The 26,501-nt window shown below is 66.2% G+C and carries 29 protein-coding genes and 2 tRNA genes; 12 read left to right on the forward strand and 19 right to left on the reverse strand.

Annotated elements, in window-relative coordinates; all coding sequences use genetic code 11:
* Positions 1-41 precede the first annotated feature (41 nt).
* A complete protein-coding gene (gene pknB / locus ACLFA2_RS08660) occupies positions 42-1,664 on the forward strand; it encodes a Stk1 family PASTA domain-containing Ser/Thr kinase (RefSeq protein WP_231479932.1) in 1,623 nt (540 codons plus the stop codon).
* A 33-nt stretch (positions 1,665-1,697) separates the two neighbouring features.
* Here the strand turns inward: pknB and ACLFA2_RS08665 are convergent, their stop codons facing one another.
* Genes ACLFA2_RS08665 through ACLFA2_RS08675 form a run of 3 tightly spaced genes read right to left on the reverse strand, consistent with a single transcriptional unit; the run spans position 1,698 to position 3,305 of the window.
* Positions 1,698-2,330: an anthranilate synthase component II gene (locus ACLFA2_RS08665; RefSeq protein ID WP_029259478.1), complete on the reverse strand. Its 633-nt coding sequence runs from the start codon at positions 2,328-2,330 to the stop codon at positions 1,698-1,700.
* Positions 2,327-2,482, reverse strand: coding sequence for a hypothetical protein (locus ACLFA2_RS08670; RefSeq protein WP_021201363.1), 156 nt, complete (start codon positions 2,480-2,482; stop codon positions 2,327-2,329). Before ACLFA2_RS08670 ends, ACLFA2_RS08665 begins: the two co-directional genes overlap by 4 nt.
* A gap of 28 nt (positions 2,483-2,510) precedes the next feature.
* A complete protein-coding gene (locus ACLFA2_RS08675) occupies positions 2,511-3,305 on the reverse strand; it encodes a class E sortase (protein ID WP_029259477.1) in 795 nt (264 codons plus the stop codon).
* Between the two features lie 113 nt (positions 3,306-3,418).
* On the opposite strand from ACLFA2_RS08675, the gene ACLFA2_RS08680 reads away from it, so the two are divergent.
* On the forward strand, positions 3,419-3,658 hold the full coding sequence (locus ACLFA2_RS08680) for a cell division protein CrgA (RefSeq protein WP_021201365.1): 240 nt from the start codon (positions 3,419-3,421) through the stop codon (positions 3,656-3,658).
* A gap of 209 nt (positions 3,659-3,867) precedes the next feature.
* On the opposite strand, the gene ACLFA2_RS08685 is transcribed toward ACLFA2_RS08680, so the two are convergent.
* Together ACLFA2_RS08685 and ACLFA2_RS08690 are read right to left on the reverse strand one after the other, a co-directional pair.
* Entirely contained in the window at positions 3,868-4,767 is a 900-nt protein-coding gene (locus ACLFA2_RS08685; protein WP_021201366.1) for a rhomboid family intramembrane serine protease, read from the reverse strand.
* Between the two features lie 21 nt (positions 4,768-4,788).
* Positions 4,789-5,346 carry a peptidylprolyl isomerase gene (locus ACLFA2_RS08690; protein ID WP_426622407.1) on the reverse strand — a complete coding sequence of 186 codons (558 nt, stop codon included), beginning with the start codon at positions 5,344-5,346 and terminating at the stop codon, positions 4,789-4,791.
* Between the two features lie 147 nt (positions 5,347-5,493).
* On the opposite strand from ACLFA2_RS08690, the gene ACLFA2_RS08695 reads away from it, so the two are divergent.
* Both ACLFA2_RS08695 and ACLFA2_RS08700 read left to right on the forward strand, forming a co-directional pair.
* On the forward strand, positions 5,494-5,994 hold the full coding sequence (locus ACLFA2_RS08695; RefSeq protein WP_031208173.1) for a hypothetical protein: 501 nt from the start codon (positions 5,494-5,496) through the stop codon (positions 5,992-5,994).
* Positions 5,995-6,050: 56 nt separating this feature from the next.
* Positions 6,051-6,506 carry an aminoacyl-tRNA deacylase gene (locus ACLFA2_RS08700; RefSeq protein WP_426622466.1) on the forward strand — a complete coding sequence of 152 codons (456 nt, stop codon included), beginning with the start codon at positions 6,051-6,053 and terminating at the stop codon, positions 6,504-6,506.
* Positions 6,507-6,530: 24 nt separating this feature from the next.
* Here the strand turns inward: ACLFA2_RS08700 and ACLFA2_RS08705 are convergent, their stop codons facing one another.
* Positions 6,531-6,953 (reverse strand): NUDIX hydrolase, encoded by a 423-nt coding sequence (locus ACLFA2_RS08705; RefSeq protein ID WP_021201370.1) that lies wholly within the window; start codon positions 6,951-6,953, stop codon positions 6,531-6,533.
* Between the two features lie 137 nt (positions 6,954-7,090).
* Here ACLFA2_RS08705 and ACLFA2_RS08710 point away from each other — a divergent pair, with 137 nt between their 5' ends.
* From ACLFA2_RS08710 to ACLFA2_RS08725, 4 genes are all read left to right on the forward strand, one after another.
* Entirely contained in the window at positions 7,091-7,537 is a 447-nt protein-coding gene (locus tag ACLFA2_RS08710; protein ID WP_021201371.1) for a hypothetical protein, read from the forward strand.
* 166 nt (positions 7,538-7,703) lie between these two features.
* The gene (locus tag ACLFA2_RS08715) at positions 7,704-8,828 is read left to right on the forward strand and encodes a M24 family metallopeptidase (protein ID WP_426622408.1); all 1,125 of its coding nucleotides are present in this window, start codon (positions 7,704-7,706) and stop codon (positions 8,826-8,828) included.
* A 35-nt stretch (positions 8,829-8,863) separates the two neighbouring features.
* On the forward strand, positions 8,864-9,238 hold the full coding sequence (locus ACLFA2_RS08720) for an HNH endonuclease (RefSeq protein WP_021201373.1): 375 nt from the start codon (positions 8,864-8,866) through the stop codon (positions 9,236-9,238).
* Between the two features lie 30 nt (positions 9,239-9,268).
* On the forward strand, positions 9,269-9,730 hold the full coding sequence (locus ACLFA2_RS08725; protein WP_426622409.1) for a GNAT family N-acetyltransferase: 462 nt from the start codon (positions 9,269-9,271) through the stop codon (positions 9,728-9,730).
* 6 nt (positions 9,731-9,736) lie between these two features.
* Here ACLFA2_RS08725 and ACLFA2_RS08730 read toward each other — a convergent pair whose 3' ends face one another.
* From ACLFA2_RS08730 to ACLFA2_RS08755, 6 genes are all read right to left on the reverse strand, one after another.
* Positions 9,737-10,990 carry a CDP-alcohol phosphatidyltransferase family protein gene (locus ACLFA2_RS08730; RefSeq protein WP_426622410.1) on the reverse strand — a complete coding sequence of 418 codons (1,254 nt, stop codon included), beginning with the start codon at positions 10,988-10,990 and terminating at the stop codon, positions 9,737-9,739.
* 252 nt (positions 10,991-11,242) lie between these two features.
* Positions 11,243-11,315: transfer RNA gene (locus ACLFA2_RS08735), tRNA-Ala, on the reverse strand.
* A gap of 26 nt (positions 11,316-11,341) precedes the next feature.
* Positions 11,342-11,415, reverse strand: a tRNA-Ile gene (locus ACLFA2_RS08740).
* A gap of 85 nt (positions 11,416-11,500) precedes the next feature.
* Positions 11,501-12,457, reverse strand: coding sequence for a hypothetical protein (locus ACLFA2_RS08745; protein WP_426622411.1), 957 nt, complete (start codon positions 12,455-12,457; stop codon positions 11,501-11,503).
* Entirely contained in the window at positions 12,454-13,143 is a 690-nt protein-coding gene (locus ACLFA2_RS08750) for a LuxR C-terminal-related transcriptional regulator (protein WP_029259469.1), read from the reverse strand. Before ACLFA2_RS08750 ends, ACLFA2_RS08745 begins: the two co-directional genes overlap by 4 nt.
* Entirely contained in the window at positions 13,131-14,399 is a 1,269-nt protein-coding gene (locus ACLFA2_RS08755; protein WP_167254965.1) for a sensor histidine kinase, read from the reverse strand. Before ACLFA2_RS08755 ends, ACLFA2_RS08750 begins: the two co-directional genes overlap by 13 nt.
* A 125-nt stretch (positions 14,400-14,524) precedes the next feature.
* On the opposite strand from ACLFA2_RS08755, the gene ACLFA2_RS08760 reads away from it, so the two are divergent.
* A complete protein-coding gene (locus ACLFA2_RS08760) occupies positions 14,525-15,235 on the forward strand; it encodes a VIT1/CCC1 transporter family protein (protein ID WP_136024359.1) in 711 nt (236 codons plus the stop codon).
* Between the two features lie 69 nt (positions 15,236-15,304).
* Here the strand turns inward: ACLFA2_RS08760 and ACLFA2_RS08765 are convergent, their stop codons facing one another.
* The 7 genes from ACLFA2_RS08765 to dnaA all read right to left on the reverse strand — a co-directional run bounded on the left by ACLFA2_RS08765 (position 15,305) and on the right by dnaA (position 25,335).
* Entirely contained in the window at positions 15,305-15,709 is a 405-nt protein-coding gene (locus ACLFA2_RS08765) for a DUF3566 domain-containing protein (protein ID WP_017829919.1), read from the reverse strand.
* Positions 15,706-18,261 carry a DNA gyrase subunit A gene (gene gyrA, locus ACLFA2_RS08770; RefSeq protein ID WP_426622412.1) on the reverse strand — a complete coding sequence of 852 codons (2,556 nt, stop codon included), beginning with the start codon at positions 18,259-18,261 and terminating at the stop codon, positions 15,706-15,708. Before gyrA ends, ACLFA2_RS08765 begins: the two co-directional genes overlap by 4 nt.
* A gap of 43 nt (positions 18,262-18,304) precedes the next feature.
* Positions 18,305-20,374 carry a DNA topoisomerase (ATP-hydrolyzing) subunit B gene (gyrB, locus tag ACLFA2_RS08775; RefSeq protein WP_021201381.1) on the reverse strand — a complete coding sequence of 690 codons (2,070 nt, stop codon included), beginning with the start codon at positions 20,372-20,374 and terminating at the stop codon, positions 18,305-18,307.
* Between the two features lie 118 nt (positions 20,375-20,492).
* Positions 20,493-21,041: a DUF721 domain-containing protein gene (locus tag ACLFA2_RS08780; protein WP_426622413.1), complete on the reverse strand. Its 549-nt coding sequence runs from the start codon at positions 21,039-21,041 to the stop codon at positions 20,493-20,495.
* Positions 21,034-22,227 carry a DNA replication/repair protein RecF gene (gene recF / locus ACLFA2_RS08785; protein ID WP_426622414.1) on the reverse strand — a complete coding sequence of 398 codons (1,194 nt, stop codon included), beginning with the start codon at positions 22,225-22,227 and terminating at the stop codon, positions 21,034-21,036. The genes ACLFA2_RS08780 and recF overlap by 8 nt, the downstream gene beginning before the upstream one ends.
* Positions 22,228-22,303: 76 nt before the next feature.
* Positions 22,304-23,446: a DNA polymerase III subunit beta gene (dnaN, locus tag ACLFA2_RS08790; protein ID WP_021201384.1), complete on the reverse strand. Its 1,143-nt coding sequence runs from the start codon at positions 23,444-23,446 to the stop codon at positions 22,304-22,306.
* A gap of 497 nt (positions 23,447-23,943) precedes the next feature.
* Entirely contained in the window at positions 23,944-25,335 is a 1,392-nt protein-coding gene (gene dnaA / locus ACLFA2_RS08795) for a chromosomal replication initiator protein DnaA (protein WP_017829913.1), read from the reverse strand.
* Between the two features lie 316 nt (positions 25,336-25,651).
* Here dnaA and rpmH point away from each other — a divergent pair, with 316 nt between their 5' ends.
* The 3 genes from rpmH to yidD are packed head-to-tail and all read left to right on the forward strand — an operon-like array spanning position 25,652 to position 26,499.
* Positions 25,652-25,789 carry a 50S ribosomal protein L34 gene (rpmH, locus tag ACLFA2_RS08800; RefSeq protein WP_013584598.1) on the forward strand — a complete coding sequence of 46 codons (138 nt, stop codon included), beginning with the start codon at positions 25,652-25,654 and terminating at the stop codon, positions 25,787-25,789.
* A 6-nt stretch (positions 25,790-25,795) separates the two neighbouring features.
* The gene (gene rnpA / locus ACLFA2_RS08805) at positions 25,796-26,152 is read left to right on the forward strand and encodes a ribonuclease P protein component (protein WP_021201385.1); all 357 of its coding nucleotides are present in this window, start codon (positions 25,796-25,798) and stop codon (positions 26,150-26,152) included.
* A complete protein-coding gene (yidD, locus tag ACLFA2_RS08810) occupies positions 26,149-26,499 on the forward strand; it encodes a membrane protein insertion efficiency factor YidD (protein ID WP_029259463.1) in 351 nt (116 codons plus the stop codon). The genes rnpA and yidD overlap by 4 nt, the downstream gene beginning before the upstream one ends.
* Positions 26,500-26,501 lie beyond the last annotated feature (2 nt).

Genomic DNA, 26,501 nt, shown 5'->3' on the forward strand with positions numbered 1-26,501 from the left:
CGGGTCGGTACCGCGTCGACGAGCTCATCGGGCATGGCGGAATGGCGAAGGTGTACCGCGGGTACGACCTGACGCTCGGGCGCGAGGTCGCGATCAAGATCCTCGATGCCGACCTTGCGCGCGACACCACCTTCCGTAACCGGTTCCGCCTCGAGGCCCAGGCGGCGTCGCGCATGTCGCATCCGTCGATCGTCCGCGTGTTCGACGCCGGCGACCCTTCGACGAGCGAGATCGGCTCCACGGAACCGCCGTACATCGTGATGGAGCTCGTCAAGGGCACCCTCCTCAAGGACATCATCGCCGCCGGCCCGGTGCCGGCCACCGATGCGGTCCGCTACGTCGACGGAATCCTCGAGGCGCTCGACTACTCGCACCGCGCCGGTGTCGTGCATCGCGACATCAAGCCCGGCAACGTGATGGTCACCGACAAGGGTCAGGTCAAGGTGATGGACTTCGGCATCGCCCGAGCCGTCTCCGACTCGTCGTCGACCGTCGCCGAGACCACCCAGATCATCGGGACCGCCGCCTACTTCTCACCGGAGCAGGCGAAGGGCGAACCCGTCGATGCTCGTGCCGACCTCTACTCCACCGGTGTCGTGCTGTACGAGCTGCTCACGGGGCGGCAGCCGTTCCGTGGCGAGTCGCCGGTAGCGGTCGCCTATCAGCACGTCAGCGAGACTCCCGTTCCTCCCACCGAGGTCAACGAGGACGCCCCGCGGAATCTCGACCCGATCGTGCTCCGCGCGCTCGCCAAGGACCCGTACCAGCGCTATCCGGATGCCGCGCACTTCCGCGCGGCGCTCGATTCCGCGATGACGGGAAACGCTCCGACCCGCAAGGAGCTCGGTGCGCTGACCAGCGAGCTGTACGGGGCGAGCCCGCGGCAGGCGCAGGAGACCGCGCGATCGCTTCGCCAGTTGAGCACGGACACGACCATGACCAGAACCCAGTCCGGTCCTCCGGTCGCCTGGATCTGGGCGGGCGTGGCGCTGCTCGCCGTGTTGTTGGCCTCCGTGCTGTTCTGGGTCGTCACGATCAGCATGCGGCCCACTGAGGTGTCGAGCACGTCGCGCACCATCCCCAACCTCGTCAACGTGTCTTCGGAACGGGCACAGGACGACCTCGCCGCACTCGACCTCTCATCGAAGATCGTGATCGAGACGAGCTCCGAGGTGACGGAGGGGAACGTGATCCGCACCGACCCCGAAGCGGGAGTGTCAGTGGAAGAGGGTTCCACGATCACCCTGTACGTCTCCAAGGGCGAGGAGACCGTGGTGATGCCGAAGATCGAGGGGATGGCCCTCGACGATGCCACGAAGGCCCTCACGGCGGCCGGCCTCGAACTCGGGACCGTCATCCAGCGCAACGACAAGGCCCTGGCGACGAACACGGTCATCTCCGCCAGCGAGAAGGCCGATGCGGAGTTGGATCCGGGAACCGTCGTCAATCTCGTCGTGGCCAGCGGCAAGGTCACGCTGACCGACCTCGTCGGCTGGACCGTCGATGCCGCCACGACAAACCTCACGGACCTCGGTCTGGTCGCTGTGCCGACGGAGACCGCGGAGTGCCCCGCGACGGAGCCGACCACGGTCCACTCGATGTCGGTGGCGCCGGGTGACGTTCCGGTGGGCTCCTCGGTCCAGATCTTCTTCTGCACCGGATAGCACCGTCGGGCGTATGCCCCCGCCCGACGCTGTTCAGCGAGCCAGCGGGTGAAGTTCCTCAGCGCGCCCGACGGCGTTCTCGTCGCCGCACAGCTCCAGCCAGTTCGCCAGGAGCCGGTAGCCTCCCTCGGTGAGCACGCTCTCCGGATGGAACTGCACGCCCCAGAGGGGCTGATCGCGGTGAGCCAGAGCCATCACGGTTCCGTTCTCGGTCCAGGCGGTCACGACGACTTCGGAGGGCAGATCGGAGGCCGCCAGCGCGAGGGAGTGGTAGCGCCCGGCGTCGAACGGCGAAGGGATCCCGGTGAACAACGCGGAGCCGTCGTGCGTCACCGCCGAGACCATGCCGTGCATGAGCTCGGGCGCTGCGGCGACCGGAGCCCCGAACGCCTCGCCGATCGTCTGATGCCCGAGGCACACCCCGAGCGTCGGCACCCGCAGGCGGGCGGCGATGCGCACCGCGTCGAGCGACGCCCCCGCGTCGACGGGTGCACCGGGGCCCGGAGAGAGCATCAACGCGTCGTACTCGGGAAGGATCCGCTCCAGCTGAGCCGCATCCGTGGCATCGGATTCGATCATCACCGTGTGCGCGCCGAGCTCGCTCAGGTATCCGACCAGTGTGTGCACGAAGCTGTCGTGGTTGTCGACCACGAGAACTCGCGTCATTCGACGTCGACCTCACCGGGGGCGATGATCGGGCTCACCCAGGGGAACACGTACCAGAACAGGCCATAGAGCACGGCGGCGATGACGACCACGAGGATGAGCACACGCAGCCACCACGGTCCGGGCAGCAGGCGCCAGAGTGCGGCGTACATCAGTCTTCTCCCTTATGACGGTCCACGATCACACGGATGGTGCGGCCGGCGGGGGCGGCGGGTCGGTCAGCGCGGTCGGCGGTCCCTCGGCCCGCGGCTGGAAGCTCTCGAACACCCCGTAGGCGACGATGCGCTCCGCCAGCGAGTACAGAGGCGAGCAGGCGGTGAGGGTGATGTACTGCTCGCCGGTCTGCTGCTCCGGCATCTGCGGCACATCGGCGAGCACATCGGTCTGCGAGGGCTTCACGTACTCGAGCGTACGGAAGCGGTAGGTGTACCAGCCGTCGGGCGTCTCGACGACGATCGCGTCGTTCAGCTGCAGCTTGTCGAGTTGGTTGAACGGCTTGCCCCACGTCGTGCGGTGCCCGGCCAGGGAAAAGTTTCCGACCTCGCCGGGCATCTTGGAGTTCGTATAGATTCCGATGCCCTGTTGATCGAGCGTGCGCGCACGGCTCGTGCCCCCGAAGATCCCGAAGTTGTACTCGGCTCCGAAACGGGGGATGTGCATCTGGCCGAACCACTGCGCGTCGGCCGGGGCTGCGGGCACGGGTGGGATGTAGGTGGAGGTGCCGTCTTCGCCCTCGACGACCGGGGGGAGCGCGGGTGCCTCCGCCTGCGCGAGGGCTTGGGAGACGGCGGCACCCTCGTCGTTCTTCTGTGCACTGATGATGATGTCGCCGATCCACATCTGCCAGGCCACGAAGAGGAGAACGACCACGCCTGCCGTCAGAAGGAGCTCGCCGAGTACGCTCGCGAACGTCGCACGGGAGCGTGGTCGCTGCCGGCGCGGACGTCGCCCCCCAGGCGCGACGGATGCAGTCATGCGGTGATCATATCCGGGAACGCTGGGCGGATGCCGTGGCGTCACCGTCTCGCCCTCTGTCCCAGGGCCTGCTCGACCTCGTCCGAGACAGGTCTCATGGGTACAATGACGGAATGGCACGTGACCGCAAGACTGAAGAACCCGCCGTCGAGCGCGCTGAAGGCGACGCCGCTCCCAACGCCGTGTGGTTCAAGCCGGTGATGATCGGGTTCATGCTCCTGGGTCTCGCCTGGATCCTGGTGTTCTACATCTCTGGCATGCAGTACCCGATCCCGGGTCTCTCCAATTGGAACCTGGCGATCGGACTCGGTATCGCGCTGATCGGATTCCTGATGACCACCCGCTGGCGCTGACGCCTCACTCCTTCTTCCAGAAAGGCCCTCTCGCGATGCGAGAGGGCCTTTCTCATGTCAGCAGCGAAGTACGACTCACGTAAGGGAACGGCCCCGTTCCCGCCCACAAGCCACCCAGAGCGAAAGTTATCCACAGCCCTCTCCACAGCCTGGGGAGAATTACACCGTTGTTATTCACAGGGGTTAACAACCCTGTTAACAACTCTGGATCAGGACAAAAGGATGAGCGGCGGCACGAACGCCACCACAACGATCAACAGGACGACCAGAGCGGAGAGCAGCACGATCTGCAGGGTGCGCTGGTCTCGTCGCTTCGTCTTGACGTAGATGAACGCCACCAGGGCTCCGATGAGCAGGCCGCCGAGATGTGCCTGCCAGGAGATCCGTCCGCCGCCGAATACCAGGCCGTAGACGAAGTTGATGCCGAGGATCACGAGAAGACCCGTGACGTTGGCACCGAGGTGTCGACCGACGATGAGTAGAGCGGCCATCATGCCGAAGATCGCGCCGGAGGCACCGACGGTCGAGGTCAGCGGCGCGAGCACCGCCACCATGACCGAGCCGCCGAGACCACTGATGAGGTAGAGAGCGAGGAAGCGAACGCGACCGAGCATGGGCTCGAGGCTCTGTCCGAGCATCCACAGGGCCAGCATGTTGAGCGCGAGGTGGATGAAGCCGCCATGGGCGAAGATCGCGGTCAGCAATCGCCAGGGCTCGAAGGGCAGCGGCGACAGGTTCGGATACAGATACGGCGCCGCGAAGAGCAGTTGGCCGGTGATCTGCTCGCCGATACCAGGGATCAGCTGCAGCAGTCCGATGAACGACGTGACCGCGAGCAGCGCGTAGGTCACCACCGGCTTGCCGCTGCGAGCCATCGCCATGCTCGCTCCACCGCTGCCGCCCCAACGACGGGCCGCCTTCTTCTGGGCCGGGGTGCGGTTCTTGCGGTCGGCGTTCATGCACTCCGGGCAGATGACGCCGACGGGCGCCTGCGTCTGGCACTCGGGGCAGATGGTGCGCATGCACCGTTGGCAGAGCACGAAGCTCTGCCGATCCGGATGCCGGTAGCAGAAGTTGTCGCGATTGCTCGTGAACTCAGGCGTGGTCATCCGGATCGGCCGCAGCTGTCGTCAGGCCGCGACGATGTCGATCGACCGCAGCACGACCGGCTCGACGGGACGGTCGCCCGCACCGGTCTGCACGGCGCCGATCGCGTCGACGACGGCCTTGGAAGCGTCATCGGCGACCTCGCCGAAGATCGTGTGCTTGCCCTGCAGCCACGGCGTCGGGTCGGTGGTGATGAAGAACTGCGAACCGTTGGTGCCCTCGGGCTTGCCGGTGATGGCGTTGCGGCGGAGACCGGCGTTGGCCATGGCGAGGATGTAGGGCTCGTTGAAGTTGAGCTCCATGTTGATCTCGTCGTCGAAGTTGTAGCCGGGGCCGCCGACGCCCTGTCCGAGCGGGTCGCCGCCCTGGATCATGAAGTTCGGGATGATGCGGTGGAAGATGACGTCCTTGTAGAGGGGTCCCTCGCCGGGCTTGCCGGTGGCGGGATCGGTCCACTCCTGGGTGCCGTCGGCGAGGCCGACGAAGTTCTTGACCGTCTTCGGGGCGTGGTCACCGAAGAGGTTGATGACGATGTCACCGTGGTTGGTGTGCAGGGTTGCGACATGAGAAGCGTGAGCCATGTCCTCATTCTCGCAGAGCTTCCGGTGAGTTGGCCGTGGTATCTACCCCTGATGAGGCGAAGAAGCAAGGGCCGGGCGATTCCCGCCCGGCTTCCAGCCTCTCGTGGCAAGATGGGGAACCCGTACTCCAATGGACAGGAGAGCATCGTGAGCCTCAGCCGCAAGCGGAAGAAGGAACTGCGTCGTCTTCAGAACGACGCGAACCAGCTCTGGGAGAACCAGCAGGTGCTCGTCGGTCACGCCGCCGATGTCGCCCGTGAGGCCGGCCGTCAGCTCGGCAACCTCAATCGTGAGCAGGTCGTGCCGGCCATCCAGGACACGTACAACCGCCGTGTCGCCCCGGTCGTCGACCGTGGCGTGAAGATCGGCAAGCACGTCGTCGACGACAAGTTCGTCCCGATCGTGGGCGGAGTTGTCGGCTCGGCACTCAGCGCGTGGGACGTCGCCAACGCCAAGCGCCACGGCGTCGCCGTGCAGGTGCGCAAGGCGACCAAGCCGCAGAAGTCGGGACCGGGCCTCGGCTCCGTCATCGCGATCATCCTCGGCGCTGCTGCGGCCGTCGGTGTGCTCTACGCCGCGTGGCAGACTCTGCGCGCCGACGATGAGCTCTGGGTCGCGGACGACCCGCTCGCTGCACCCGACGCGTGACCCCGTCTGATCCCGCCTCCGTCGCCTCCGGTGACGGAGGCGATCAGCATGCACGGGTGCGGGACGCGGCGGCCGCTCGAGGGCTCGACATCGAGATCCGTGAACGTCCCGCCGCCGGCAGCCTGTTCGAGGCGGCCGAGCTCCTCGGCATCCCTCCGTCGGGCATCGTGAAGACCCTCGTGGTGAAGCGGTCCGATGACACCTTCCTGTTCGCCCTGGTACCCGGCGGCCGCTCGATCTCCTGGCCGAAGCTGCGCGCGCTGGTCGGGGTGAACAAGTTGCGATTGCCGGAGCCCGAATTGGCGCTCGCGGCCACCGGTTACGAACGCGGAACCATCGTGCCGATCGGCAGCACCACGGACTGGCCGATCTACGCCGACGAGTCGATCGTCGGTCAGCTCATCGCCATGGGTGCGGGGGCTCACGGATACAGCCTGTTCGTCGACGCCGACGACCTGCTCGCGGCCTACGGCGCCACCGTCGCCGACATCTCCGTCCCCGAAGAGCGCTGATCCCGCGCGGCGGCGCAGCTCCTGTCAGAGGATGCCGGCCATCCGCAAGGCGATGTCGACCAGCTTGACGCGCTGCAGCTCGGCAACCGCCTTCAGGGGGAACCACTCCGCCATGTCGGTCGAGCCGCCGGTCTCGAAGCGCAGTTTGCCGCCCGTGACCTCGGCCCGATACAGGATCCGCAGGGTATGCAGCGGATCTGCAGCCTTCTGCACGCGTCGACCGGCGGGGATCACCCGCGAGTGGATGCCGAGGAGTTCACCGACCTTGACCGTGTAACCGGTCTCCTCGCGCAGCTCACGACGCACGGCATCCTCCGGAGACTCTCCCGCTTCGAGTCCGCCGCCCGGCATCGTCCATGCCACCCGGCGACCCTCGGTCCAGCGCGCCAGCAGCAACCGCCCGTCGTCATCGGTGACGACCGCGTACGCCGCCACACGCAGGTCCATGGATCACACACTATCCGTCGGCGACGACAGTCGATGACCGTGCGTCCTGCCGAGATCGATCATGAATCGAGAAGCGCATCGCCACACGGCGTCCGTAGTGTGATCTGCACACCGGACGCACGTCGAGAGGACCGATCATGGCCGAGAAAGAGAAGAACTTCAGCGCTGAGGAACGCGAGGCCATGCAGGCCGCCGCGAAGGAGGCCCGCACCCGGCGCTCCCGCGCGAAGAAGTCCCCGGAAGAGCTTCGAGCGGCGGGAGAGGCCGACATCAAGGAGGCGATCGAGAAGCTCACTCCCGAAGACCAGGCGCTGTCGAAGAAGCTGCACGCCCTGGTCTCGGAGGTCGCCCCGGAGCTCGTACCGCGCACCTACTACGGAATGCCGGCATGGGGCCGCGACGGCAAGGTGCTCTGCTTCTTCCAGCCGGCCAGTAAATTCAAGGTGCGCTACGGCACGTTCGGGTTCGAGCCCATCTCGAACCTCGACGACGGCACCGTCTGGCCTACTGCCTACGCGGTGACCGACCTCACGAAGGCCGATCTGGAGTTCCTCGCCGAGCGCATCCGCGTCGCCATCAGCTGACCACCGCGGAGGGGGAGCGGCTGAACGACCGCGCCCCCTCCGTTCAGCCGTCGATGATCTGCGGCATTGCGACCGGGGCGAGTCGCTCAGCCCCGACCGTGCGCGCGGAGCGGATCGAACCGCGAATCGGATGCCCTGCGAGCACCCGCGCAGTAGCGTGGAGCCCGTGAGCACATTGCCCTTCCCCGCTTCCGTGTACGCCGCCCGCCTCAGCCGTGCCGCATCCCTCGCCGCCGAGGCCGGGCTCGACGCCATCATCGTGGGCCCGGGTCCCGATCTGCAGTATCTGGTGGGCGTCGAAGGCGACACCATCGAACGACTCACTGCGCTGGTCATCGGCCCCGACGTCGCGCCGACGATCGTGGTTCCGCGGATGGAGCTCGCGAAGGTGCGCACCACGGCGGTCGGAGAGCTCGCACTCGCCGTCGCCGACTGGGTCGACGGCGAAGACCCGTACGCACTGATCACCGCATCCGTCGGCACCGTGTCGCGCGTCGGCGTCTCCGATGCCCTCCCCGCCCTGCACGTGATCCCGATCGGTGAGCGACTGGGTGTGCGTCTCGAACTCGCGACGCCCGTGCTCCGCGAGGGCCGCATGGTCAAGGACACCGAGGAGATCACCGAGCTTCGCCGCGCCGGAGAGGCGATCGATGCGGTGCACCGCCGCGTGCACGAGTGGCTTCGGGCCGGACGCACCGAGCGCGCGGTCGCCGCCGACATCGCCGATGCCATCGTCGCCGAAGGACACCGCACGGTGGAGTTCGTCATCGTAGGATCCGGCCCGAACGGCGCGGATCCGCACCACGAGGTCTCGGACCGCGTGATCGAGGACGGCGACATCGTGGTGGTCGACATCGGAGGGGCAGTGCCGAGCGGTTACAACTCCGACAGCACCAGGACCTACGTCGTCGGCACTCCCGACCCCGTTGCCGCCGAGCGCATCGCGGTGCTCGTGCGCGCTCAGCAGGCAGCAGTGGACGCCGTGCGTCCTGGCGCCACCGCGGCGGAGGTGGATGCTGCGGCGCGAAACGTTCTCGCCGACGCCGGGCTGGGTGAGGCGTTCCTGCACCGCACCGGCCATGGCATCGGCGTCTCGGTGCACGAGGAGCCGTACATCGCTCCGGGCAACGACCTGGTGCTTCGCGAGGGCATGGCATTCAGCATCGAGCCGGGTATCTATTTCGCCGGCTCCTGGGGTGCCCGCATCGAGGACATCGTGGTCGTGACCGCGGTCGGCGGCGAGCGGTTGAATCTCGCGCCACATGAGCTGACCTCGGTAGGCCAGGGCTGAGGCGCGTCGAGCGCTCACCGCGATAGCATCGGCCCATGCGCCGCCGCCGCAAGGTCTCTTCCGCCACCGCGTCGCCGGCGACCCGTGCCCGCTATGCCAAGCGCCGACAGAACCGGCTCGCCCGCGTCGACAACGACCTCACCGACGAGCAGTGGTACGACTTGATGGATGCCTGGGGCGGGTGCGCGTACTGCGGTGGGGACGGTGCCGCCCTGCAACGCGACTGCATCCAACCCGTGTCGCGCGGCGGCCGCTACACGCTCGAGAACGTCGTCCCGGCGTGCGCCTCGTGCAACGCGAGCAAGCACAACGACGAGGTCACCGGCTGGCTGCGGCGCAAGAAGCTCGACGAACGCACGTTCCTGGTTCGTCACGCCACGATCCTGCGGAGCCTTCGACCCGTCGAGTGAACCTCCGCACCACTTCGTTACTCTCGAGTCATGACGACGATCGCACCGATCACGACCGAGGACCGTGCCGGGTGGGACGACCTGTGGAGCGGCTATCTGTCCTTCTATGAGGAAGCCCTCGACCCCGCGACCACGGATGCCACCTTCGAACGCCTCATCGACGCCGATTCCGGCGTCCATGGCGCGCTCGCCCGCGACGAGAGCGGCACCGCAGTGGGGATCGTCCACTGGTTGACGCACCCCTCGACGTGGGCGACGACGGACTACTGCTACCTCGAAGACCTGTTCGTCGCACCCGGCGTGCGCGGTGGCGGGGTCGGCCGGGCTCTGATCGCGCACGTCCGCGCATGGGCTGAGCAGCAGGGCGCGGCGAAGGTCTACTGGCTCACGGCCGAGACGAACACCACCGCGCGCGGACTATACGACCGCCTCGCCACCCGCTCGGGGATGATCCACTACGAGATCGACCTCGAGACGCGCACCGAGGCCTGAGAAGCCTCAGCCTTCGCGCACACTCAGTTTCTGCGTGATCATGGCACGGGCGTACTGGGACGCCGCGATGTAGTGACCGACGATCCCGATCAGGAACAGCAGGAACGACATCCCGACGATCCAGCTCAGCGACACCAGACCCGACTCACTCAGCGCACTGCCGAGGAGGACGCCGAGGAGTCCGACGAAGATCAGAGCCGTCCGGACCTTCCCGACCATCGTGACCGGGACTGCCGGGTTTCCTCGGAAGAAGAGCAGGGCGGCCGATCCGAGCAGGACGTCGGGAATGAGCAGCAGCACGAGCGTCTCCCACGGGATGAGATGCCCGAGCGTGAAGGCGACGGCCGTGACGACCACCGTGATCCGGTCGGCGACCGGATCGAGCCAGGTGCCGAGGGCGGAGACGCTGTTCGTCCGCCGCGCGAGCCAACCGTCGAGCCAATCCGTCAGGAAGACCAGGCCGATGACGACCAGCGCGGCCCACAGCATCCTGGCGGTGATCAGCCAGAGGAACACCGGCAGCAGGAGCAGGCGGATCCCGGTGATGAGGTTGGGCCACGTGCGCCATTCGTCTTCACGGAAGAGACGGTCGACGACGGTGGGCTGGATGGGCGCAGCATCATCGGTCGCATCGACGGCGCGTGCGAGCGACCGGGTGCGGATGAATCGCACCGCGAAGAAGACGACGCCACCGGCGACCACGACGAGGAGCAGCACGTTGCTGATCGGTCCCAACGCCTTGGTGACGGCGTCGAGGGATGCCCTCAACAGGAACCCCACGCTGACGTAGATCGCAGCCCAGGTCGCTGCTCCGGCGAGCGAGGCGAGCAGGAACGACGGGTACCTCACCTTCGCAACGCCCGCAGCAGCCGGGGTCAACGTGCGAACGACAGGGACGAGTCGTGTGAGGAAGACGGCGATCGCACCGCGCCGGTGGAGGATCTCGACGGCCCGATCCCATCGATCGATCCCGAGTCGCTTGACCAGTCTGAGATCACGCATGCCGACGCCGAAGTGTCGCCCGAGGAGATAGCCGACGTGGTCTCCCGCGCTTCCCGCGACGACGACCACGAGGAACATCACCACCACCGCCCAGACGTCGGAGAGCGAAGCGGAGAGGAAGACGACGATCGTCTCACCGGGCAGGAAGAAGCCGAGGCCCAAGCCGTTCTCGAGGAAGGCGAACAATCCGCCGAGGGCCCAGACCAGAGGGTCGGGAAGGGCTGATGCGGTCGTCCTCACCCATTCGAGGATGTCCATGTGTCTCCTGAGTCTTGCGAGCTGGAGCCGGCCCTGCCATGTGCGGGGGCGACATTGATCTGAAGCAGCTCAGCACGAGGCAAGCTCTACATGGGTAACACGCTACGTGAAGTATTCACTCCCTCGCGTCGTCCACCGGGACGATTCGCGTCCCCCCGTGGGCGGAGATGCACAACCAGGCAGACGCGATGGGTCGACACCCGCCTCAACAGAAGAAGCCCCCGGCCGGGGGCCGGGGGCTTCTCGATCCTGTGGAGCCTAGGAGATTCGAACTCCTGACATCCTGCTTGCAAAGCAGGCGCTCTACCAACTGAGCTAAGGCCCCGTGAGGGATTTTCTTGAGTTAAGGAGTGGGGCTACCAGGACTTGAACCTGGGACCTCTTCATTATCAGTGAAGCGCTCTAACCGCCTGAGCTATAGCCCCGTCAACCTCCAAGACTTTACCGGAGAAATGCGGAAAATCCGAATCGAGGGGGAGCACCCGGGAGTGTCCTCCCCCTCGAGCGTGTTCAGCGGCCCGGTCGGATGGTCGCGGTGCCGGCCGACAGCGAGACCTCGATCGTCCTCCGCGCGCTCGAAGCCTCGTCGACCTCGGCATTCAGCGTGCCCGCGCTGATCTCCTGAGAGATCGCGTACTCCACGTCGGGAACGGTCAGATCGAGGGTGCCGGCGCTCACGTCGATCGCCGTCCGGGTCGGGGGAGTACCCGTGAGCTCGACCGTGAGATCGCCGGCGGAGACGCCGAGGTCCGCCTGGGAGACGCCGTCGAGGAGGATGTCGGCGCGGCCGGCGCTCATCTGCACATCGAGTTCCTTCGCGGCCCCTTCGACGTCGAGCGCTCCGGCGTTGACGCTGACGTCGAGCACACCGAAGTCGCCGTTCACGTCGAGGCTGCCCGCATCGAGGTTCAGGTCGGCGTCGAGTCCTGCGTCGCGAAGACTTTCCGGGAGCGTGAGCACGGCGATCTCCTCATCACCGAACCAGCCGCCGAGCCACCACCCGAAGACTCCTTGTGGACTCCGGACGACCAGCTCGTCGCCATCGCGCTCGAACGTCCACGGTGTACCGCGCCCGTTCGTGATGGCGAGTGTGGCCTCGTCGACGTCGCCGAACTCGACCCGCATGCTGCTGGCATCAGCGGCGAGGTCGATGCTGTCCAGCCCGTCGACGTCCACGCTCTGCACGGAGTCCGGACGACTCGACGACACGATGGTCCCGGCCGCCGCGGCAGCAGCCGTGCCGCCGGCCCCGAGAAGCGCGATCCCCCCGACCACCGCGGTCACCACCATGACCGCGGTCGCCCCTGGGGTGCGCCCGTTGGTCGGCGCGGAAGGAGTGGACGCGCCTGTAGAAGGCGCGGCAGGAGAGGACGGACCCGCCTGCGGGGCCGTTCCTTGGGGCGGGGAGGGCGGCGGCGGGGTGAGTGGGGCGTGCTCGCCCGGGGTGTCGTTGTTGTCGGTGGTCATCGTGCCACTCCTGTCTGGCCGGTCGGCGGCGTCGGGCCGCCGGTGTTCTCGATGTGCGCGAGGGCGGCGAGCACACGACGGTTTCCCGCCTCGTCCTGCTCGAAGCCCAGCTTCTGGAAGATGGAGGTGATGTGTTTCTCGACACTCGCCTCGGAGAGGAACAGCAGCCCCGCGATCGCCTGGTTCGACTTGCCCTCGGCGATCAGTGCGAGCACGGTGCGCTCGCGTTCCGTGAGCCGCAGCATTCGATCGTCGCGGTTGCGGCGGGTCAGCAGCTGGGCGACGACCTCGGGGTCGAGCACGGTGGCGCCCTCGGAGATCCGCTGCACCGAGGCGAGGAACTCGGAGACGTCGGCGACCCGATCCTTGAGGAGGTAGCCGAGGGGCCCACCCTGCGCCGCGATCAGATCCGACGCGTACCGCTCTTCGACGTACTGCGAGAGCACCAGGATCGCGAGAGACGGATGCGTCGAGCGCAGACCGAGAGCGGCCCGGATGCCTTCATCGGTGAACGTCGGGGGGAGACGCACGTCCAGGATGCACAGGTCGGGGGTCGTGGTGGCGACGGCCTGGTCGAGACCCTCGATGTCGGGGAGGGCGGCGACCACCTCATGGCCGGCGTCTTCGAGCAGACGGACCAGGCCCTCGCGCAGGAGGACCGAGTCCTCGCAGATCAGGATGCGCACGGTACGTTCACCTCCAGGCTCGTCGGCCCGCCCTGGGGACTGTCGAGGCGGAAGGTTCCCCCTGCTGCCAGGATGCGATTCGCGATGCCGTCGAGCCCGCCGCCGGGCTGCACCTGAGCGCCGCCGATGCCGTTGTCCTCGACGCGTGCCCAGAGCGTGTTGCCCTCTCGAAGCCGCACGATCACGCGGGCTTCGCTGGCTCTCGAGTGCTTCGCCGCGTTGGTCAGCGACTCGGCGATCGAGAAGTACACGGCAGCCTCGGCCTCGCGACTGCACCGCCCGTCCATGCGCACATCCAGGTGCACGGGGATGTGCGAGCGTCCAGCGAGTGCCGACAGTGCAGCGTCGAGGCCTCTGTCATCGAGCACCGAGGCGTGGATGCCCCGAGCCAGCTGACGCAGCTCGGTGATGGCCGCCTTGGTCGAGGTGTGCGCCTCGTTGATGAGCTCCTTCGCGGCCTCGGGATCGTTGTCGATCTTCTGCTGCGCGAGGCCGAGCGTCATGCCGACCGACACGAGTCGGGGCTGGACACCGTCGTGCAGGTCGCGCTCGATGCGGGTGCGCTCCACGTCGGCGGCGCGCACGGCGCCCTCCCGCTGCGCGGTCGAGGTGCGCACGCGCTCGGTGAGCTCGGTCTCCTTGCTGCGGATCACGATCGCGAGCGAGAGCGTGCGGTGCAGCAGCGCCAAGCCGATCGTCCCGACGACGCAGGCCGCGATTCCCAAGATGCCGATCAGCGGCGCCCATGCGACGGGGATGCCTCCGCCACCGAACGGTCCTATGACCGAATCCGCCGCGGTGAGGGGAGCGAACGAGATGATGATCGACCACACCAGACCCCAGAACAGGCGGAGCACCAGCCAGCCGAGAAGCGCAGAGATGGCGAAGTTCGCGACCGCGCGCCACATGCGCCCGTCGATGGCCTGGCGCCCGAGAGCTCGCAACCAACCGACGAAGCCGGGACGGTCGCGCGGCTGCAGACGCAGCGGTGCGATCGGCGTGCGGTACAGCGCACCGACACGAGCGACCTCGAACCAGCCCACACCGTAGAGCGCGTAGACCAGTCCCACCAGCATGATGAGCCCGATACCGGCGGCGAAGAGAAGTCCGAGGCCCGTGCCGAGGAGCCCGCCGAGCATGCCGAAGATGGCACCACCGAGGATGCCGACACCTGCCAGATGCAGGATCGTGAGGAAGATGCGCAACGGCGGCTTCACCGCCGTTGCGGGAGTCGGAGTCGCAGTCTGAGTGGTCATGGTTCCAAGGTACGGCGGGCCGGATGGGCTCGATACCGAGCCAACCGGACACTCGACTTCGGGTTTTCCGTAATGCCCGTCGCGGACTCCCTCCTTCTCCGGCCACCGTCTGCTTTACTGAGGGCATGACAGCGCATGAAGGTGAACCGCACGGTGCCGGTCTCGGTCAGCGACTGAACTGGCTGCGTGCGGGAGTTCTCGGAGCGAACGACGGCATCGTCTCGGTCGCCTCCCTCGTGGTCGGGGTCGCCGGCGCCACGACCGACAACGCGGCGCTCCTCACGGCGGGTATCGCCGGCCTGGTCGGCGGAGCGATCTCCATGGCCCTCGGGGAGTACGTCTCGGTGAGCAGTCAGCGAGACAGCGAACGCGCCCTCATCGCGAAAGAGAGCGAGGAGCTGCGCACGATGCCCGCTGTGGAGCTCGATGAACTCACGCAGCTCTATCGCGAGAGGGGGCTCTCGGACGAGACGGCGCGACAGGTGGCCGAAGAGCTCACCGCGCACGATGCCCTCGCCGCGCACCTGGAGGTCGAACTCGGCATCGACCAGGACGACCTCGTCAATCCCTGGCATGCGGCCATGTCGTCGGCGATCGCTTTCACCCTCGGCGCGCTATTGCCCTTGCTCGCCATCCTCCTTCCGCCGCCGGAGTGGCGGGTTCCGGTGACCTTCGTCGCCGTCCTCCTCGCCCTGGCCGTCACGGGAACACTGTCCGCGAAGATCGGAGGTTCGGCGCCCGTGCGAGCATCGGTCCGACTGGTGATCGGTGGTGGGCTCGCCCTGGCGGCGACCTGGCTCATCGGCACGCTTCTCGGCACGACGGGCGTCGTCTAGAGAAAGCGCGAAGAGAAACAGCGAAGGGCGGATGCCGAAGCACCCGCCCTTCGTGAAACGTTCCGAGGATCAGTTCGACATGAAGCCGACGAGCAGTCCGCCCGTGACCTTCACTGCGAGGTTGTAGATTCCCGCGACGACGGCGCCGAGCACCGTGAAGACGATGAGGTTCAGGATCGCGACAACCGCCGCGAACGCCATCACCTGCGGAAGTCCGACGACCTCGGAGAGCACGAACGTGTTGTCGGTGATGCCGAGCAGGAAGCTCTCCGCCGTGGTCATGATCCCCGTCGCCTGGAAGACCAGGAAGATGAGGAAGAACGAGACCATCGTGACGACCGCGAGGGCCACCGCTCCGAGGAACGAGAGCTTCACGGCCGACCAGAAGTCCACGTAGACCAGTCGGAGGCGTACCTGCTTGCCGCTCGTCTTGCGGGTCGACTTCTTCGCCAGCTTGTCGGCCACTGTGCTCATGCGTCTGTATCCTCGGGGGTCGGTGTCGTCTCGGGGGCCTGGGTCTCGGCATCCTCCGCATCCGCCTCGTCTTCGGCGAGGCCACGCTCACCGTTACGGGCGATGGCGAGGATGCGATCGGCCTCCGTCGTCCGGGCGAACACCACTCCCATGGTGTCTCGACCCTTGGCGGGGACCTCGGCCACGGCAGAGCGTACCACCTTGCCGCTGGAGAGAACCACCAAGACCTCGTCGTCCTCGGAGACGATCAGACCACCCGCGAGAGTGCCCCGATCGTCGTTGAGCTTGGCGACCTTGATGCCTGTTCCGCCGCGTCCCTGCACCCGATATTCCTCCACCGCGGTGCGCTTCGCGTAGCCTCCGTCGGTCACGACGAAGACGAACTTGCCCGGCGCTGCGACGGATGCCGAGAGCAGGCAGTCCTCGTCGATCTTGAACTTCATGCCGCGGACACCGGCTGTCGCCCGACCCATCGGCCGCAGGGCCTCATCGGTCGCCTCGAAGCGCACCGACATGCCGCGGCGGCTGATGAGGAGGATGTCGTCCTCGGCGTTCACGAGCAATGCGCTGACGAGCTCGTCCTCGTCGTTCAGACGGATCGCGATGACGCCGCCCTGGCGGTTGGTGTCGTACGCCTCGAGTCGCGTCTTCTTGACGAGGCCCTCACGGGTCGCCAGCACCAGGTAGTCGGCCACCTGGTAGTCGCGGATGTCGAGCACCTGGGCGATGTTCTCGTCCGGCTGCAGGGCGAGCAGGTTCGCGACGTGCATGCCCTTCGCGTCGCGTCCGGCCTCGGGCACCTCGTAGGTCTTCGCGCGGTAGACGCGCCCCTTGTCGGTGAAGAACAGCAGCCAGTGGTGCGTGGTCGTCACGAAGAAATGCTCGACGATGTCGTTCGCGCGCAACTGCGCACCCTTGACGCCCTTGCCGCCGCGGTGCTGAGAACGGTAGTTGTCGCTGCGCGTGCGCTTGATGTACCCCTCGCGCGTGACGGTGACGACCATCTCCTCTTCGGCGATGAGGTCTTCCATCGAGACATCGCCGTCGAAGCCGTGCAGGATGTGCGTGCGACGCTCGTCGCCGAAGCGGTCGACGATGCCCGTCAGTTCTTCGCGGATGATCGTGCGCTGACGACCCTCGTCGGCCAGGATCGCCTTGTAATCGGTGATCTGCGCTTCGAGCTCGTTCGCCTGATCGATGATCTTCTGACGCTCGAGAGCCGCAAGACGGCGCAGCTGCATCTGCAGGATCGCGTCGGCCTGGATCTCGTCGATGTCGAGGAGATTCTGGAGTCCCTCGTTCGCATCCGCCGTGGTCTGCGAGCGGCGGATGAGCGCGATGACCTCGTCGAGGGCGTCGAGCGCCTTCAGATATCCGCGCAGGATGTGCATGCGCTTCTCGGCCTCGCGCAGACGGAACTCGGTGCGGCGGACGATCACGTCGATCTGGTGGGAGATCCAGTGCGTGATGAAACCGTCGATCGCGAGGGTGCGCGGCACGCCGTCGACGATCGCGAGCATGTTCGCGCCGAAGTTCTCCTGCAGCTGCGTGTGCTTGTAGAGGTTGTTCAGCACGACCTTCGCGACCGCGTCGCGCTTGAGCACGACGACCAGACGCTGACCCGTGCGGTCCGAGGACTCATCGCGGATGTCGGCGATGCCGGTGATCTTGCCGTCACGGGCGAGGTCGCCGATCTTCACCGCCACGTTGTCGGGGTTCACCTGGTACGGCAGCTCGGTGATGACGAGGCAGGTGCGACCCTGGATCTCCTCGACGTTGACGACCGCGCGCAACGTGATCGACCCGCGACCCGTGCGGTACGCCTCGTGGATGCCCTTGGTGCCGAGGATCTGCGCACCGGTCGGGAAGTCGGGACCGGGGACGCGCTGGATGAGACCTTCGAGCAGCTCCTCACGGGAGATGCCGGGGTTGTCGAGTGCCCAGAGCGCCGCATCGGACACCTCGCGCAGGTTGTGCGGGGGGATGTTCGTGGCCATGCCGACTGCGATACCGACCGAGCCGTTGACGAGCAGGTTCGGGAAGCGGGCCGGGAGGACCGTCGGCTCCTGCGTCTGGCCGTCGTAGTTGTCGGTGAAGTCGACGGTGTCTTCTTCGATGTCGCGCACCATCTCGAGCGCGAGCGGGGCCATCTTGGTCTCGGTGTATCGCGGGGCTGCCGCGCCCATGTTGCCCGGGGACCCGAAGTTGCCCTGGCCGAGAGCCAGCGGATACCGCAGCGACCACGGCTGCACCAGTCGCACGAGGGCGTCGTAGATCGCCGAGTCGCCGTGCGGGTGGTACTGGCCCATGACCTCGCCCACCACACGGGCGCACTTCGAGAACGACTTGTCGGGGCGGAAGCCGCCGTCGTACATGCCGTAGATCACACGGCGGTGCACGGGCTTGAGCCCGTCGCGCACGTCGGGGAGCGCGCGCCCCACGATGACGGCCATCGCGTAGTCGAGGTAGCTGCGCTGCATCTCCGACTGCAGGTCGACCTGATCGATCTTGCCGTGATCGTGTTCCGGCTCGGTGCGTTCTTCGTCAGTCATGAATCAATCTCTCTGTCACACATCTGGTCTGAGCCCGCGGGCATCAGATGTCGAGGAAGCGGACGTCCTTGGCGTTGCGCTGGATGAAGCTGCGTCGGGACTCGACGTCCTCGCCCATCAGCACGCTGAAGATCTCGTCGGCCGCGGCCGCATCCTCGATGGTGATCTGCTGCAGGGTGCGCGTGGTGTGATCCATCGTCGTCTCCCACAGCTCCTTCGGGTTCATCTCACCGAGACCCTTGTACCGCTGGATGCCGGCGTCCTTCGGGATCCGCTTGCCGTTGTCGATGCCGTGCTTGAGCAGGGCATCGCGCTCGGCGTCGCTGAACACGTACTCGTGCGCGGAGTTGGACCACTTCAGGCGGTACAGCGGCGGCATCGCGAGGTACACGAAGCCGGCCTCGATCAGACCGCGCATGTAGCGGAAGAGCAACGTCAGCAGCAGCGTGGTGATGTGCTGGCCATCGACGTCGGCATCGGCCATCAGCACGATCTTGTGATAGCGCGCCTTCTCGATGTCGAACTCTTCGCCGATGCCCGTGCCGAAGGCCTGGATCATCGCCTGGACTTCCTTGTTGCCCAGGGCCTTGTCGAGACGCGCACGCTCGACGTTGAGGATCTTCCCTCGCAGCGCCAGGATCGCCTGCGTGTGCGGGTCGCGACCCTGCACCGCGGAGCCACCGGCCGAGTCACCCTCCACCAGGAAGATCTCGCTGATGGACGGGTCCTTGCTCGTGCAGTCCTTGAGCTTGTCCGGCATGGCGGCCGACTCGAAGACGCTCTTGCGGCGGGCGGTCTCGCGCGCCTTGCGGGCGGCGAGGCGAGCGGTCGCGGCGTCGATCGCCTTGCGGATGACGTTCTTCGCCTGGTTCGGGTTGCGCTCGAACCAGTCCCCGAGCTGATCGCCGACGACCTTCTGCACGAACGCCTTCGCCTCGGTGTTGCCGAGCTTGGTCTTCGTCTGGCCCTCGAACTGCGGTTCGCCGAGCTTGATCGAGATGACCGCCGTCAGGCCCTCGCGCACGTCGTCGCCGGAGAGGTTGTCGTCCTTCTCCTTGAGCAGGTTGTTCGCGCGGGCGTACTTGTTGACCAGGGTGGTCAGCGCCGCGCGGAAGCCCTCCTCATGCGTTCCACCCTCGTGGGTGTTGATCGTGTTCGCATAGGTGAAGACGTTCTCGGTGTACGACGTGGTCCACTGCATCGCGACCTCGAGCGAGATCTTGCGCTCGGTGTCCTCCGATTCGAACGCGATGATCTCGTCGTTGACGACTTCGGCGTGACGCACCTTGTTGAGGTATTCGACGTAGTCGACGAGACCCCGTTCGTAGAAGAACACGTCGCCGGGCTGCTTGGTGACGGTCGCCCCGTCTTCCTCCACCTCGTAGGCGGAGGACTCCCGCTCGTCGCGCAGTTCGATGCGAAGCCCCTTGTTGAGGAATGCCATCTGCTGGAACCGCGTGCGCAGGGTGTCGTACTCGAACTCGATCGTCTCGGTGAAGATCGAGGCGTCCGGCCAGAACGTGATGCTCGTTCCGGTCTCTTCGGTCGCTTCGCCCTTCTCGAGCTTCTGCTGGGGGATACCGCCGTCGGCGAAGCTGTGCCGCCAGACGAAGCCCTTCTGCTTGACCTCGACGTCGAAGCGCGTCGACAGCGCGTTCACGACGGAGGAGCCGACACCGTGCAGACCACCGGAGACGGCGTAGGCGCCACCGCCGAACTTTCCACCGGCGTGCAGGATGGTGAGCACGACCTCGACCGTCGACTTGTTGGGGTCGGACGAGTGCGGGTCGACGGGGATACCGCGACCGTTGTCGACGACGCGCACACCGCCGTCGGCGAGCATCGTCACGAAGATCGTGTCGGCGTAACCGGCCAGTGCCTCATCGACGGAGTTGTCGACGATCTCGTAGACCAGGTGGTGGAGTCCTCGAGGCCCGGTGGACCCGATGTACATACCGGGGCGCTTGCGCACGGCTTCGAGGCCTTCGAGGATCTGGATCGAATCCGCACCGTACTCACCCGGCTGCTTCGCCTTGGGTGCGATGGTGCCCTCGGTTGCGGGGGTTCCCCCGGTGTTCGATTCCGTCTCGTCAGCAGGGGATTCAGGCGTCATCAGAGGGCATTCTCCACATCGATATCACGAACTCCCATTCTAGCGGAGTTTCATCGGGAAATGCCGCTCAACGGCCGTGTGTGGGCCTCTGAGCCTTTCGACCCCCTCGCGTGGTGCCCTACCCGTAGGTATCGCGCGGGCCCCGTCCTGGAACGGCTCTGGGACCCCATTTCCACGAGGGAACGTCCGGTCCGATGAAGCGGAGGTTCTCGACGCCCGCATCGGGATACCGTCGGCCGATCTCGGTGAGAATCGTCGCCCGCATGAACTGCAGGTTCTTCGCCCACGCGGTCGAGTCGCACTTCACGGTGAGCAGGCCGCGCTCCAGGGAGACGGGTTCGGAGTGCTTCGCGGTGTCTGCGCCGGCGAGATCAGCCCATTGGCGCACGAGATCTTCTCGCGCGAGGGTGATCTGCCAGCCCGAGTCACGACTCAGCTTGTCGAGCACCGCACCGAGCGCGCCGGGGTCTCGCCCGGGGGTGAAGGGTGCGTTGTCGTCGTCGGTCGCGATGCGTCGCTTGCGTTTCCAGCTCTTGGAACTCGGCTGCAGCCCGCGCAGCCGCAGATAGGTGCCGATCGTCTCGGGAACATCCGCCACCGGAGGGGGAGTGTCCGGAGTCGATGCCGCGGGGCTCGAAGCGGACGGGTGGCGTGCCGCGTCAGTCATCCGTCGCCCCCCGCTCGTCGCTGATGGTTCCGGCGCTGATCCGTACCACGTGGGCATGCAGCACCTCGGGGATATCCTCCTCCACCGCTGCCGTGACCACCACTTGCTCATAACCGGCGGTCAAGGCTGCCAGCCGCTGACGCCGATCGGCGTCGAGTTCTGCGAAGACGTCGTCGAGGATGAGCACCGGATCGCCGGCGGGAGATTCGCTGCGGAGCAGCTCGGCCGATGCGAGCCGCAGGGCGAGAGCCACCGACCACGACTCCCCGTGGGAGGCGTATCCCTTGACCGGGAGGTCGCGGACCCGCAGCACCAGGTCGTCTCGGTGCGGCCCGGTGAGGGTCAGTCCGCGATCGAGTTCTTTCGATCGCTTCGCCGCGAGGGATGCGCGGAACACCTCGGCGATACGAATCGGATCGGTGAGTCTGTCTGCGGACGGCCCCGTCTCGGCTCCTTCCGCTCCCTCTTCCCCCTCTTCGGGGTCTCCGCCGCCCACCGAGAGCGCCCATTCCAGCTGGGGACGATGATCTGCACCGGCGATCGCCTCGTAGGCATCGGCCACGGGCTGCTGCAGATCCGCCGCCAGGCGCTGACGGGCGGTGATGATCTCCGATCCGAGGGAGACCAGCTTGTCGTCCCAGATGTCCAGAGTGCTCAGACCTTCGCCGCGAACGCCGCGAGCACGCGCCGACTTCAGCAGCGCATTGCGCTGCTTCAGGACGCGGTCGTAGTCGGCGAGCACAGCTGCGAGCCTCGGCGTGCGCTGGATGAGGAGCTGATCCGTGAAGCGGCGCCGAGCTGAGGGGTCCCCCCTCACGATCTGCAGGTCTTCCGGAGCGAACAGCACGACGTGCGCGTAGCGGGGGAGTTCGTTCGGCTTCGACGGCGATCCGTTGATGCGAGCCTTGTTCGATCCCTGCCTGTTCACCTGGATCTCGGCGAGCACGCGACGCTCTCCGTGCGACAGTCGGGCACGGATCACCGCGAACTCCTGGCCATCGCGGACCATCGGCGCATCAGATGACACCCGGTGCGAACCGAGCGTGGCGAGGAACACCACGGCTTCGGCCAGATTCGTCTTTCCCTGACCGTTGCGCCCGACGAGCACGTTGGGTCCGCGGTGGAGGGTGAGTTCAGCGGTCGCGTAATTGCGGAAATCGACCAGACTCAGGTGCTCCACAATCACGGAGTCAGCCTACCTTCGGGGTCTGACAGTCCGTATTTCCCGGGGAACGTTCCGGGTATGGAGGAAGCGGAGAAGATCAGCGCAGGAGGAGGTTCGGCTGAAGCAGGTACTTGAACGAGTCGAGACCCGCCTGGTCGACCGAGGTCTGGCTCGTGATGAGCACGGGGCTCAGCTTGTTGGCGTTGTCGCTCGACGTGAACGTGACGCGCACGAACTCGCTCTTGACGGCGCCGAGAGCCTCGATCAGGTACTGCGGGTTCAGGCCCAGCGTGACCTCATCGCCGCCGGAGAGGATCGCGTCGACCGACTCGGATGCACGTGCGTGGTCTCCGCCGGAGGCGTCCATCGTCACGCTGTCGTTCGAGAACGTGAAACGCAGGGGAGCAGCACGATCGAGCACGAGTGAGACTCGGCGAACAGCCTCGACGAGGTCTGCGGTGTTCACGACCGCGTAGTGGTCGGTCTGCTCGGGGAACAGTCGGCGTACAGGCGGGAAGTTGCCCTTGATCAGGAGAGAAGTGACGGTCTTGTTGCCCGCGGTGAAGGCGATGATCTCTCGGTCGCCCGCTCCGGAGAACGCCACCTGGATCGTGCCGGCGTGTCCGAAGGTCTTGCCGACCTCGAGAAGAGTGCGGGCAGGGACCAGGGCGGTGGCTTCGACGGCCTCGCCGTCCCACGGCACATCCCGCAGCGAGACGCGGTAACGGTCGGTCGCGACGAGGCTCAGCGTGTGTCCCGAGACCTCGAGCTGCACACCCGTGAGCACAGGAGTCACGTCGTCACGCGACGCGGCGAATCCGACCTGGGCGATCGCCGTGCCGAAGTCGTCGGCCGGGACCACACCGGACGAACCGGTCACCTCGGGGATCGAGGGGTATTCCTCGACGGGCATGGCTGCGAGGGTGAATCGTGCGGAGCCGCAGGTGACCGCGATGCCCCCGTCTTCCTCGACGGCGATCTCGATCGGAGCGTTCGGAAGTCGGCTGGCGATGTCCGAGAGAAGCCGGCCGTGCACCAGGATCGTTCCCGGGGTCTCGACCGTCGCCTCGATGGTGGTGCGGGCGGAAGCCTCGTAGTCGAATGCCGAGAGCGTCAGACCGGAACCATCGGCTTCGATCAGGACGCCGGCGAGGATCGGCTGAGGATTGCGCTGCGGCAGAAGCTTGACGACGAACGAGACAGCCTCGCTGAAGACATCGCGGTTGACCTGAAACCTCACGGGTGCTCCCTTGTCGTCGAACTGTGACGCGTTGTCGTCGGCCCTGCCGGTGCAGGGCTTCCCATGCTAGCCCCACAGTCCGGCGTATCCCTACGCCGAGGTTCCTGTCATTCGGTCGACCGGTTGTCCCCACCGTCTGGTGATCGGATCGCGCCTTGAATGACTTAACTCCTTAACGGTGTTAACAGCTGTGGATACTGTGGATAACTCGGTGGATAGCAGTGGCGAGTAGGGAACTACACAGTTGTCAGTTGTGGAAACCCTGAGGAATCCGCGGGTTCCGGGCTTTCCGGTCGGTGATGGCCCTCCCCGAGTTATCCACAGGTTTGGGTGATCAGCCCACATTCGTCCCGATCGAATCCACGGTCATCCACAAGTTATCCACATGTGCATAGAGGCATCTATCCGACGATCAGAATCCCTGTCGGGCTCACAAAAAAGGGGAGGACGGCACCGGTTCAGGTGCTGTCCTCCCCTTTTCTCGGAGACGCGGCGTGTCAGCGTCGTCCGAGCTGCGTGGTGATCTCGGTGACCTGGTTGTAGATGGAGCGGCGCTCCTTCATGAGCTCGCTGATCTTCTTGTATGCGTACATGACCGTGGTGTGGTCGCGGTTGCCGAACAGCTGTCCGATCTTCGGCAGGGAGAGACTGGTCCGCTCGCGACACAGGTACATCGCGATCTGGCGGGCGGTCGCGATCTGCTGCGACCGGCTGGAGCCGTAGAGGTCGTCGACCGTGAGCTTGAAGTACTGTGCAGTCGCCGTGATGATGTCGGTCGGCGAGATGATGTTGTCCTCGGCCGTGTCGATGATGTCGCGGAGCACGGTCTGCGCCAGGGAGATGTCGAGAGCGGAGCGGTTCAGGCTCGCGAAGGCCGACACCCGGATGAGTGCGCCCTCCAGTTCCCGGATGTTCGATGACACCACGGTCGCGATGTACTCGAGTACCTCGTCGGGAATATGGAGGGCCTCGCTCTGCGCCTTCTTCCGGAGGATCGCGATACGCGTCTCGAGGTCGGGCGCCTGCACATCGGTGATCAGACCCCACTCGAAGCGGCTGCGCATACGGTCCTCGAACCCGGTCAGGTGCTTCGGGGCCACGTCGCTGGTGATCACGACCTGCTTGTTGTGATCGTGCAGCGTGTTGAAGGTGTGGAAGAAGGCTTCCTGCGTCTCGGCGCGTCCCTGCAGGAACTGGATGTCGTCGATCAGGAGGATGTCGACGTCGCGGTAGCGCGCCTGGAACGCGGCGCCGCGGTTGTTCGCGATCGAGTTGATGAAGTCGTTCGTGAACTCCTCGCTCGAGACGTAGCGGACCTTGACCCCTGCGTAGAGGGATTGCGCGTAGTCGCCGATGGCGTGAAGGAGGTGGGTCTTCCCGAGACCGGAGTCTCCATAGATGAAGAGGGGGTTGTAGGCCTTGGCCGGCGCTTCGGCGACCGCGACGGCCGCGGCGTGCGCGAAGCGGTTGGACTGTCCGATCACGAAGTTGTCGAAGGTGTACTTCGGATTCAGCCGCGATTCGTGGCGCAGCTGGGTCGGCTGTTCCATGGGGGATTCGACACGCACCTGCTCGTGGCGCCCGAAGTCGCCGACCGCGATCGGCGCCGTCTGCTGCTCTGCCAGCTCGTGGTTGACGACGACGCGGTAGGACGTGACCTCTTCGCCGATGTGCGAGAGGGCCTCCATGATCGGCAGGCGCAGGCGCTTGTTGATCTGCGCCGCGGTGAGATCGTTCGGCACTTCCAGATACAGCGTCGCTGACATCACCCCTGCCGGGACGGCGAGACTGAGGAAGCCCTGCAGCTGAGGTGTGACCCGATCGTCGTCGACCAGAAGCTCCTGCACCGTGGTCCAGATGGGGACGTCGGGCTGGGCAGGTGATGACATGACGCTCCGGACGAGTGATCGAGGCGGGGTCGACGTGCCGTGTCCCCTGTGGATAACTTAGGATGCCACGGTAGTCATCCCGGCTGTGAACGGCAACCTGCCCTTGAAAACACGCGTGCGTGTTGCAGCTGCCGGCCGACCCGGGGTTGTGGATAATGGCTGTGCGGTTCGTACCGGAAGACCACCAGAGGAGCGCGCAGATTTGCTCTGCGCGCCGGTAAGACGTACCCTTACTTGGTTGACTTATGCCATTTTTGGCAGTACCCCATGTCTCCGGTCGAAGTGAACCCGGTGGCAGCATTCCCGGAGTGATTCCATGAGCAAGCGCACCTTCCAGCCCAACAACCGTCGTCGCGCCAAGAAGCACGGCTTCCGTGCCCGCATGCGTACGCGTGCAGGCCGCGGCATCCTCGCTGCACGCCGCGCGAAGGGCCGCACCGAGCTCTCTGCGTAGTCCGCTGTGCTCGCCCGCCCGTATCGGCTAACCCGCGGGAGCGACTATCGTCTGGTCGTTCGTCGCGGTTCCCGTTGTGGCGGGGCGCGCGTCATCACCTCGATGCTGACGACGGGCGAGAGCAGAGCCGCAAGGTTCGGATTCATCATCAGCAAGCAGGTAGGCACCGCTGTGGTGCGCAACACCGTGCGTCGTCGGCTCAAAGCCGTGTGCGCGGAGGCGCTCCCGGGTGTTCCCGAGGGCACGGATGTCGTCATCCGTGCCCTTCCTGCGTCTGCCACGGCCTCCTTCGCGGAGCTTCGAGCCGATGTCGAACGCTGCTTGGGCAGACTGACGCCGGCTCCTGCCGCGGTGTCGGCATGACCGCGCTTCCAGCCTCGTCTGTCGGGACCGCGCAGTTGCACGCGCAGGACCTGATCCGCAGCATCCCGGTGATCCCGCGCAATCTCGTGCTGGGATTCCTCACCGCGTATCGCAAGGTCATCTCCCCGATGTACGGAGATGTCTGTGCGTACTATCCCAGCTGTTCCGCCTACGCTGTAGGTGCGGTGCAGCAGCACGGTGCAGTGAAGGGAGCAGCGCTCTCGGCATGGCGCATCCTCCGCTGCAACCCCTGGACTACCGGCGGCGTCGATGATGTCCGTCCGCACGACCACTTCCGTTACGACCTGACTGCACACGGTTTCGTCGTCCCTTCCCGAAAGGACTGATC

This window comes from Microbacterium sp. As-52, assembly GCF_049949185.1.
Lineage (GTDB): Bacteria > Actinomycetota > Actinomycetes > Actinomycetales > Microbacteriaceae > Microbacterium > Microbacterium maritypicum_A.

Excerpts from the sequence above, each read along its gene's own strand:
- pknB (WP_231479932.1), top strand. The coding sequence starts at position 42 with ATGGCGAAGGTGTACCGCGGGTACGACCTGACGCTCGGGCGCGAGGTC.
- ACLFA2_RS08665 (WP_029259478.1), bottom strand. The coding sequence starts at position 2,330 with ATGACGCGAGTTCTCGTGGTCGACAACCACGACAGCTTCGTGCACACA.
- ACLFA2_RS08670 (WP_021201363.1), bottom strand. The coding sequence starts at position 2,482 with ATGTACGCCGCACTCTGGCGCCTGCTGCCCGGACCGTGGTGGCTGCGT.
- ACLFA2_RS08675 (WP_029259477.1), bottom strand. The coding sequence starts at position 3,305 with ATGACTGCATCCGTCGCGCCTGGGGGGCGACGTCCGCGCCGGCAGCGA.
- ACLFA2_RS08680 (WP_021201365.1), top strand. The coding sequence starts at position 3,419 with ATGGCACGTGACCGCAAGACTGAAGAACCCGCCGTCGAGCGCGCTGAA.
- ACLFA2_RS08685 (WP_021201366.1), bottom strand. The coding sequence starts at position 4,767 with ATGACCACGCCTGAGTTCACGAGCAATCGCGACAACTTCTGCTACCGG.
- ACLFA2_RS08690 (WP_426622407.1), bottom strand. The coding sequence starts at position 5,346 with ATGGCTCACGCTTCTCATGTCGCAACCCTGCACACCAACCACGGTGAC.
- ACLFA2_RS08705 (WP_021201370.1), bottom strand. The coding sequence starts at position 6,953 with ATGGACCTGCGTGTGGCGGCGTACGCGGTCGTCACCGATGACGACGGG.
- ACLFA2_RS08710 (WP_021201371.1), top strand. The coding sequence starts at position 7,091 with ATGGCCGAGAAAGAGAAGAACTTCAGCGCTGAGGAACGCGAGGCCATG.
- ACLFA2_RS08720 (WP_021201373.1), top strand. The coding sequence starts at position 8,864 with ATGCGCCGCCGCCGCAAGGTCTCTTCCGCCACCGCGTCGCCGGCGACC.
- ACLFA2_RS08725 (WP_426622409.1), top strand. The coding sequence starts at position 9,269 with ATGACGACGATCGCACCGATCACGACCGAGGACCGTGCCGGGTGGGAC.
- ACLFA2_RS08730 (WP_426622410.1), bottom strand. The coding sequence starts at position 10,990 with ATGGACATCCTCGAATGGGTGAGGACGACCGCATCAGCCCTTCCCGAC.
- ACLFA2_RS08745 (WP_426622411.1), bottom strand. The coding sequence starts at position 12,457 with ATGACCACCGACAACAACGACACCCCGGGCGAGCACGCCCCACTCACC.
- ACLFA2_RS08755 (WP_167254965.1), bottom strand. The coding sequence starts at position 14,399 with ATGACCACTCAGACTGCGACTCCGACTCCCGCAACGGCGGTGAAGCCG.
- ACLFA2_RS08760 (WP_136024359.1), top strand. The coding sequence starts at position 14,525 with ATGACAGCGCATGAAGGTGAACCGCACGGTGCCGGTCTCGGTCAGCGA.
- ACLFA2_RS08765 (WP_017829919.1), bottom strand. The coding sequence starts at position 15,709 with ATGAGCACAGTGGCCGACAAGCTGGCGAAGAAGTCGACCCGCAAGACG.
- gyrA (WP_426622412.1), bottom strand. The coding sequence starts at position 18,261 with ATGACTGACGAAGAACGCACCGAGCCGGAACACGATCACGGCAAGATC.
- gyrB (WP_021201381.1), bottom strand. The coding sequence starts at position 20,374 with ATGACGCCTGAATCCCCTGCTGACGAGACGGAATCGAACACCGGGGGA.
- ACLFA2_RS08780 (WP_426622413.1), bottom strand. The coding sequence starts at position 21,041 with ATGACTGACGCGGCACGCCACCCGTCCGCTTCGAGCCCCGCGGCATCG.
- dnaA (WP_017829913.1), bottom strand. The coding sequence starts at position 25,335 with ATGTCATCACCTGCCCAGCCCGACGTCCCCATCTGGACCACGGTGCAG.
- rpmH (WP_013584598.1), top strand. The coding sequence starts at position 25,652 with ATGAGCAAGCGCACCTTCCAGCCCAACAACCGTCGTCGCGCCAAGAAG.
- yidD (WP_029259463.1), top strand. The coding sequence starts at position 26,149 with ATGACCGCGCTTCCAGCCTCGTCTGTCGGGACCGCGCAGTTGCACGCG.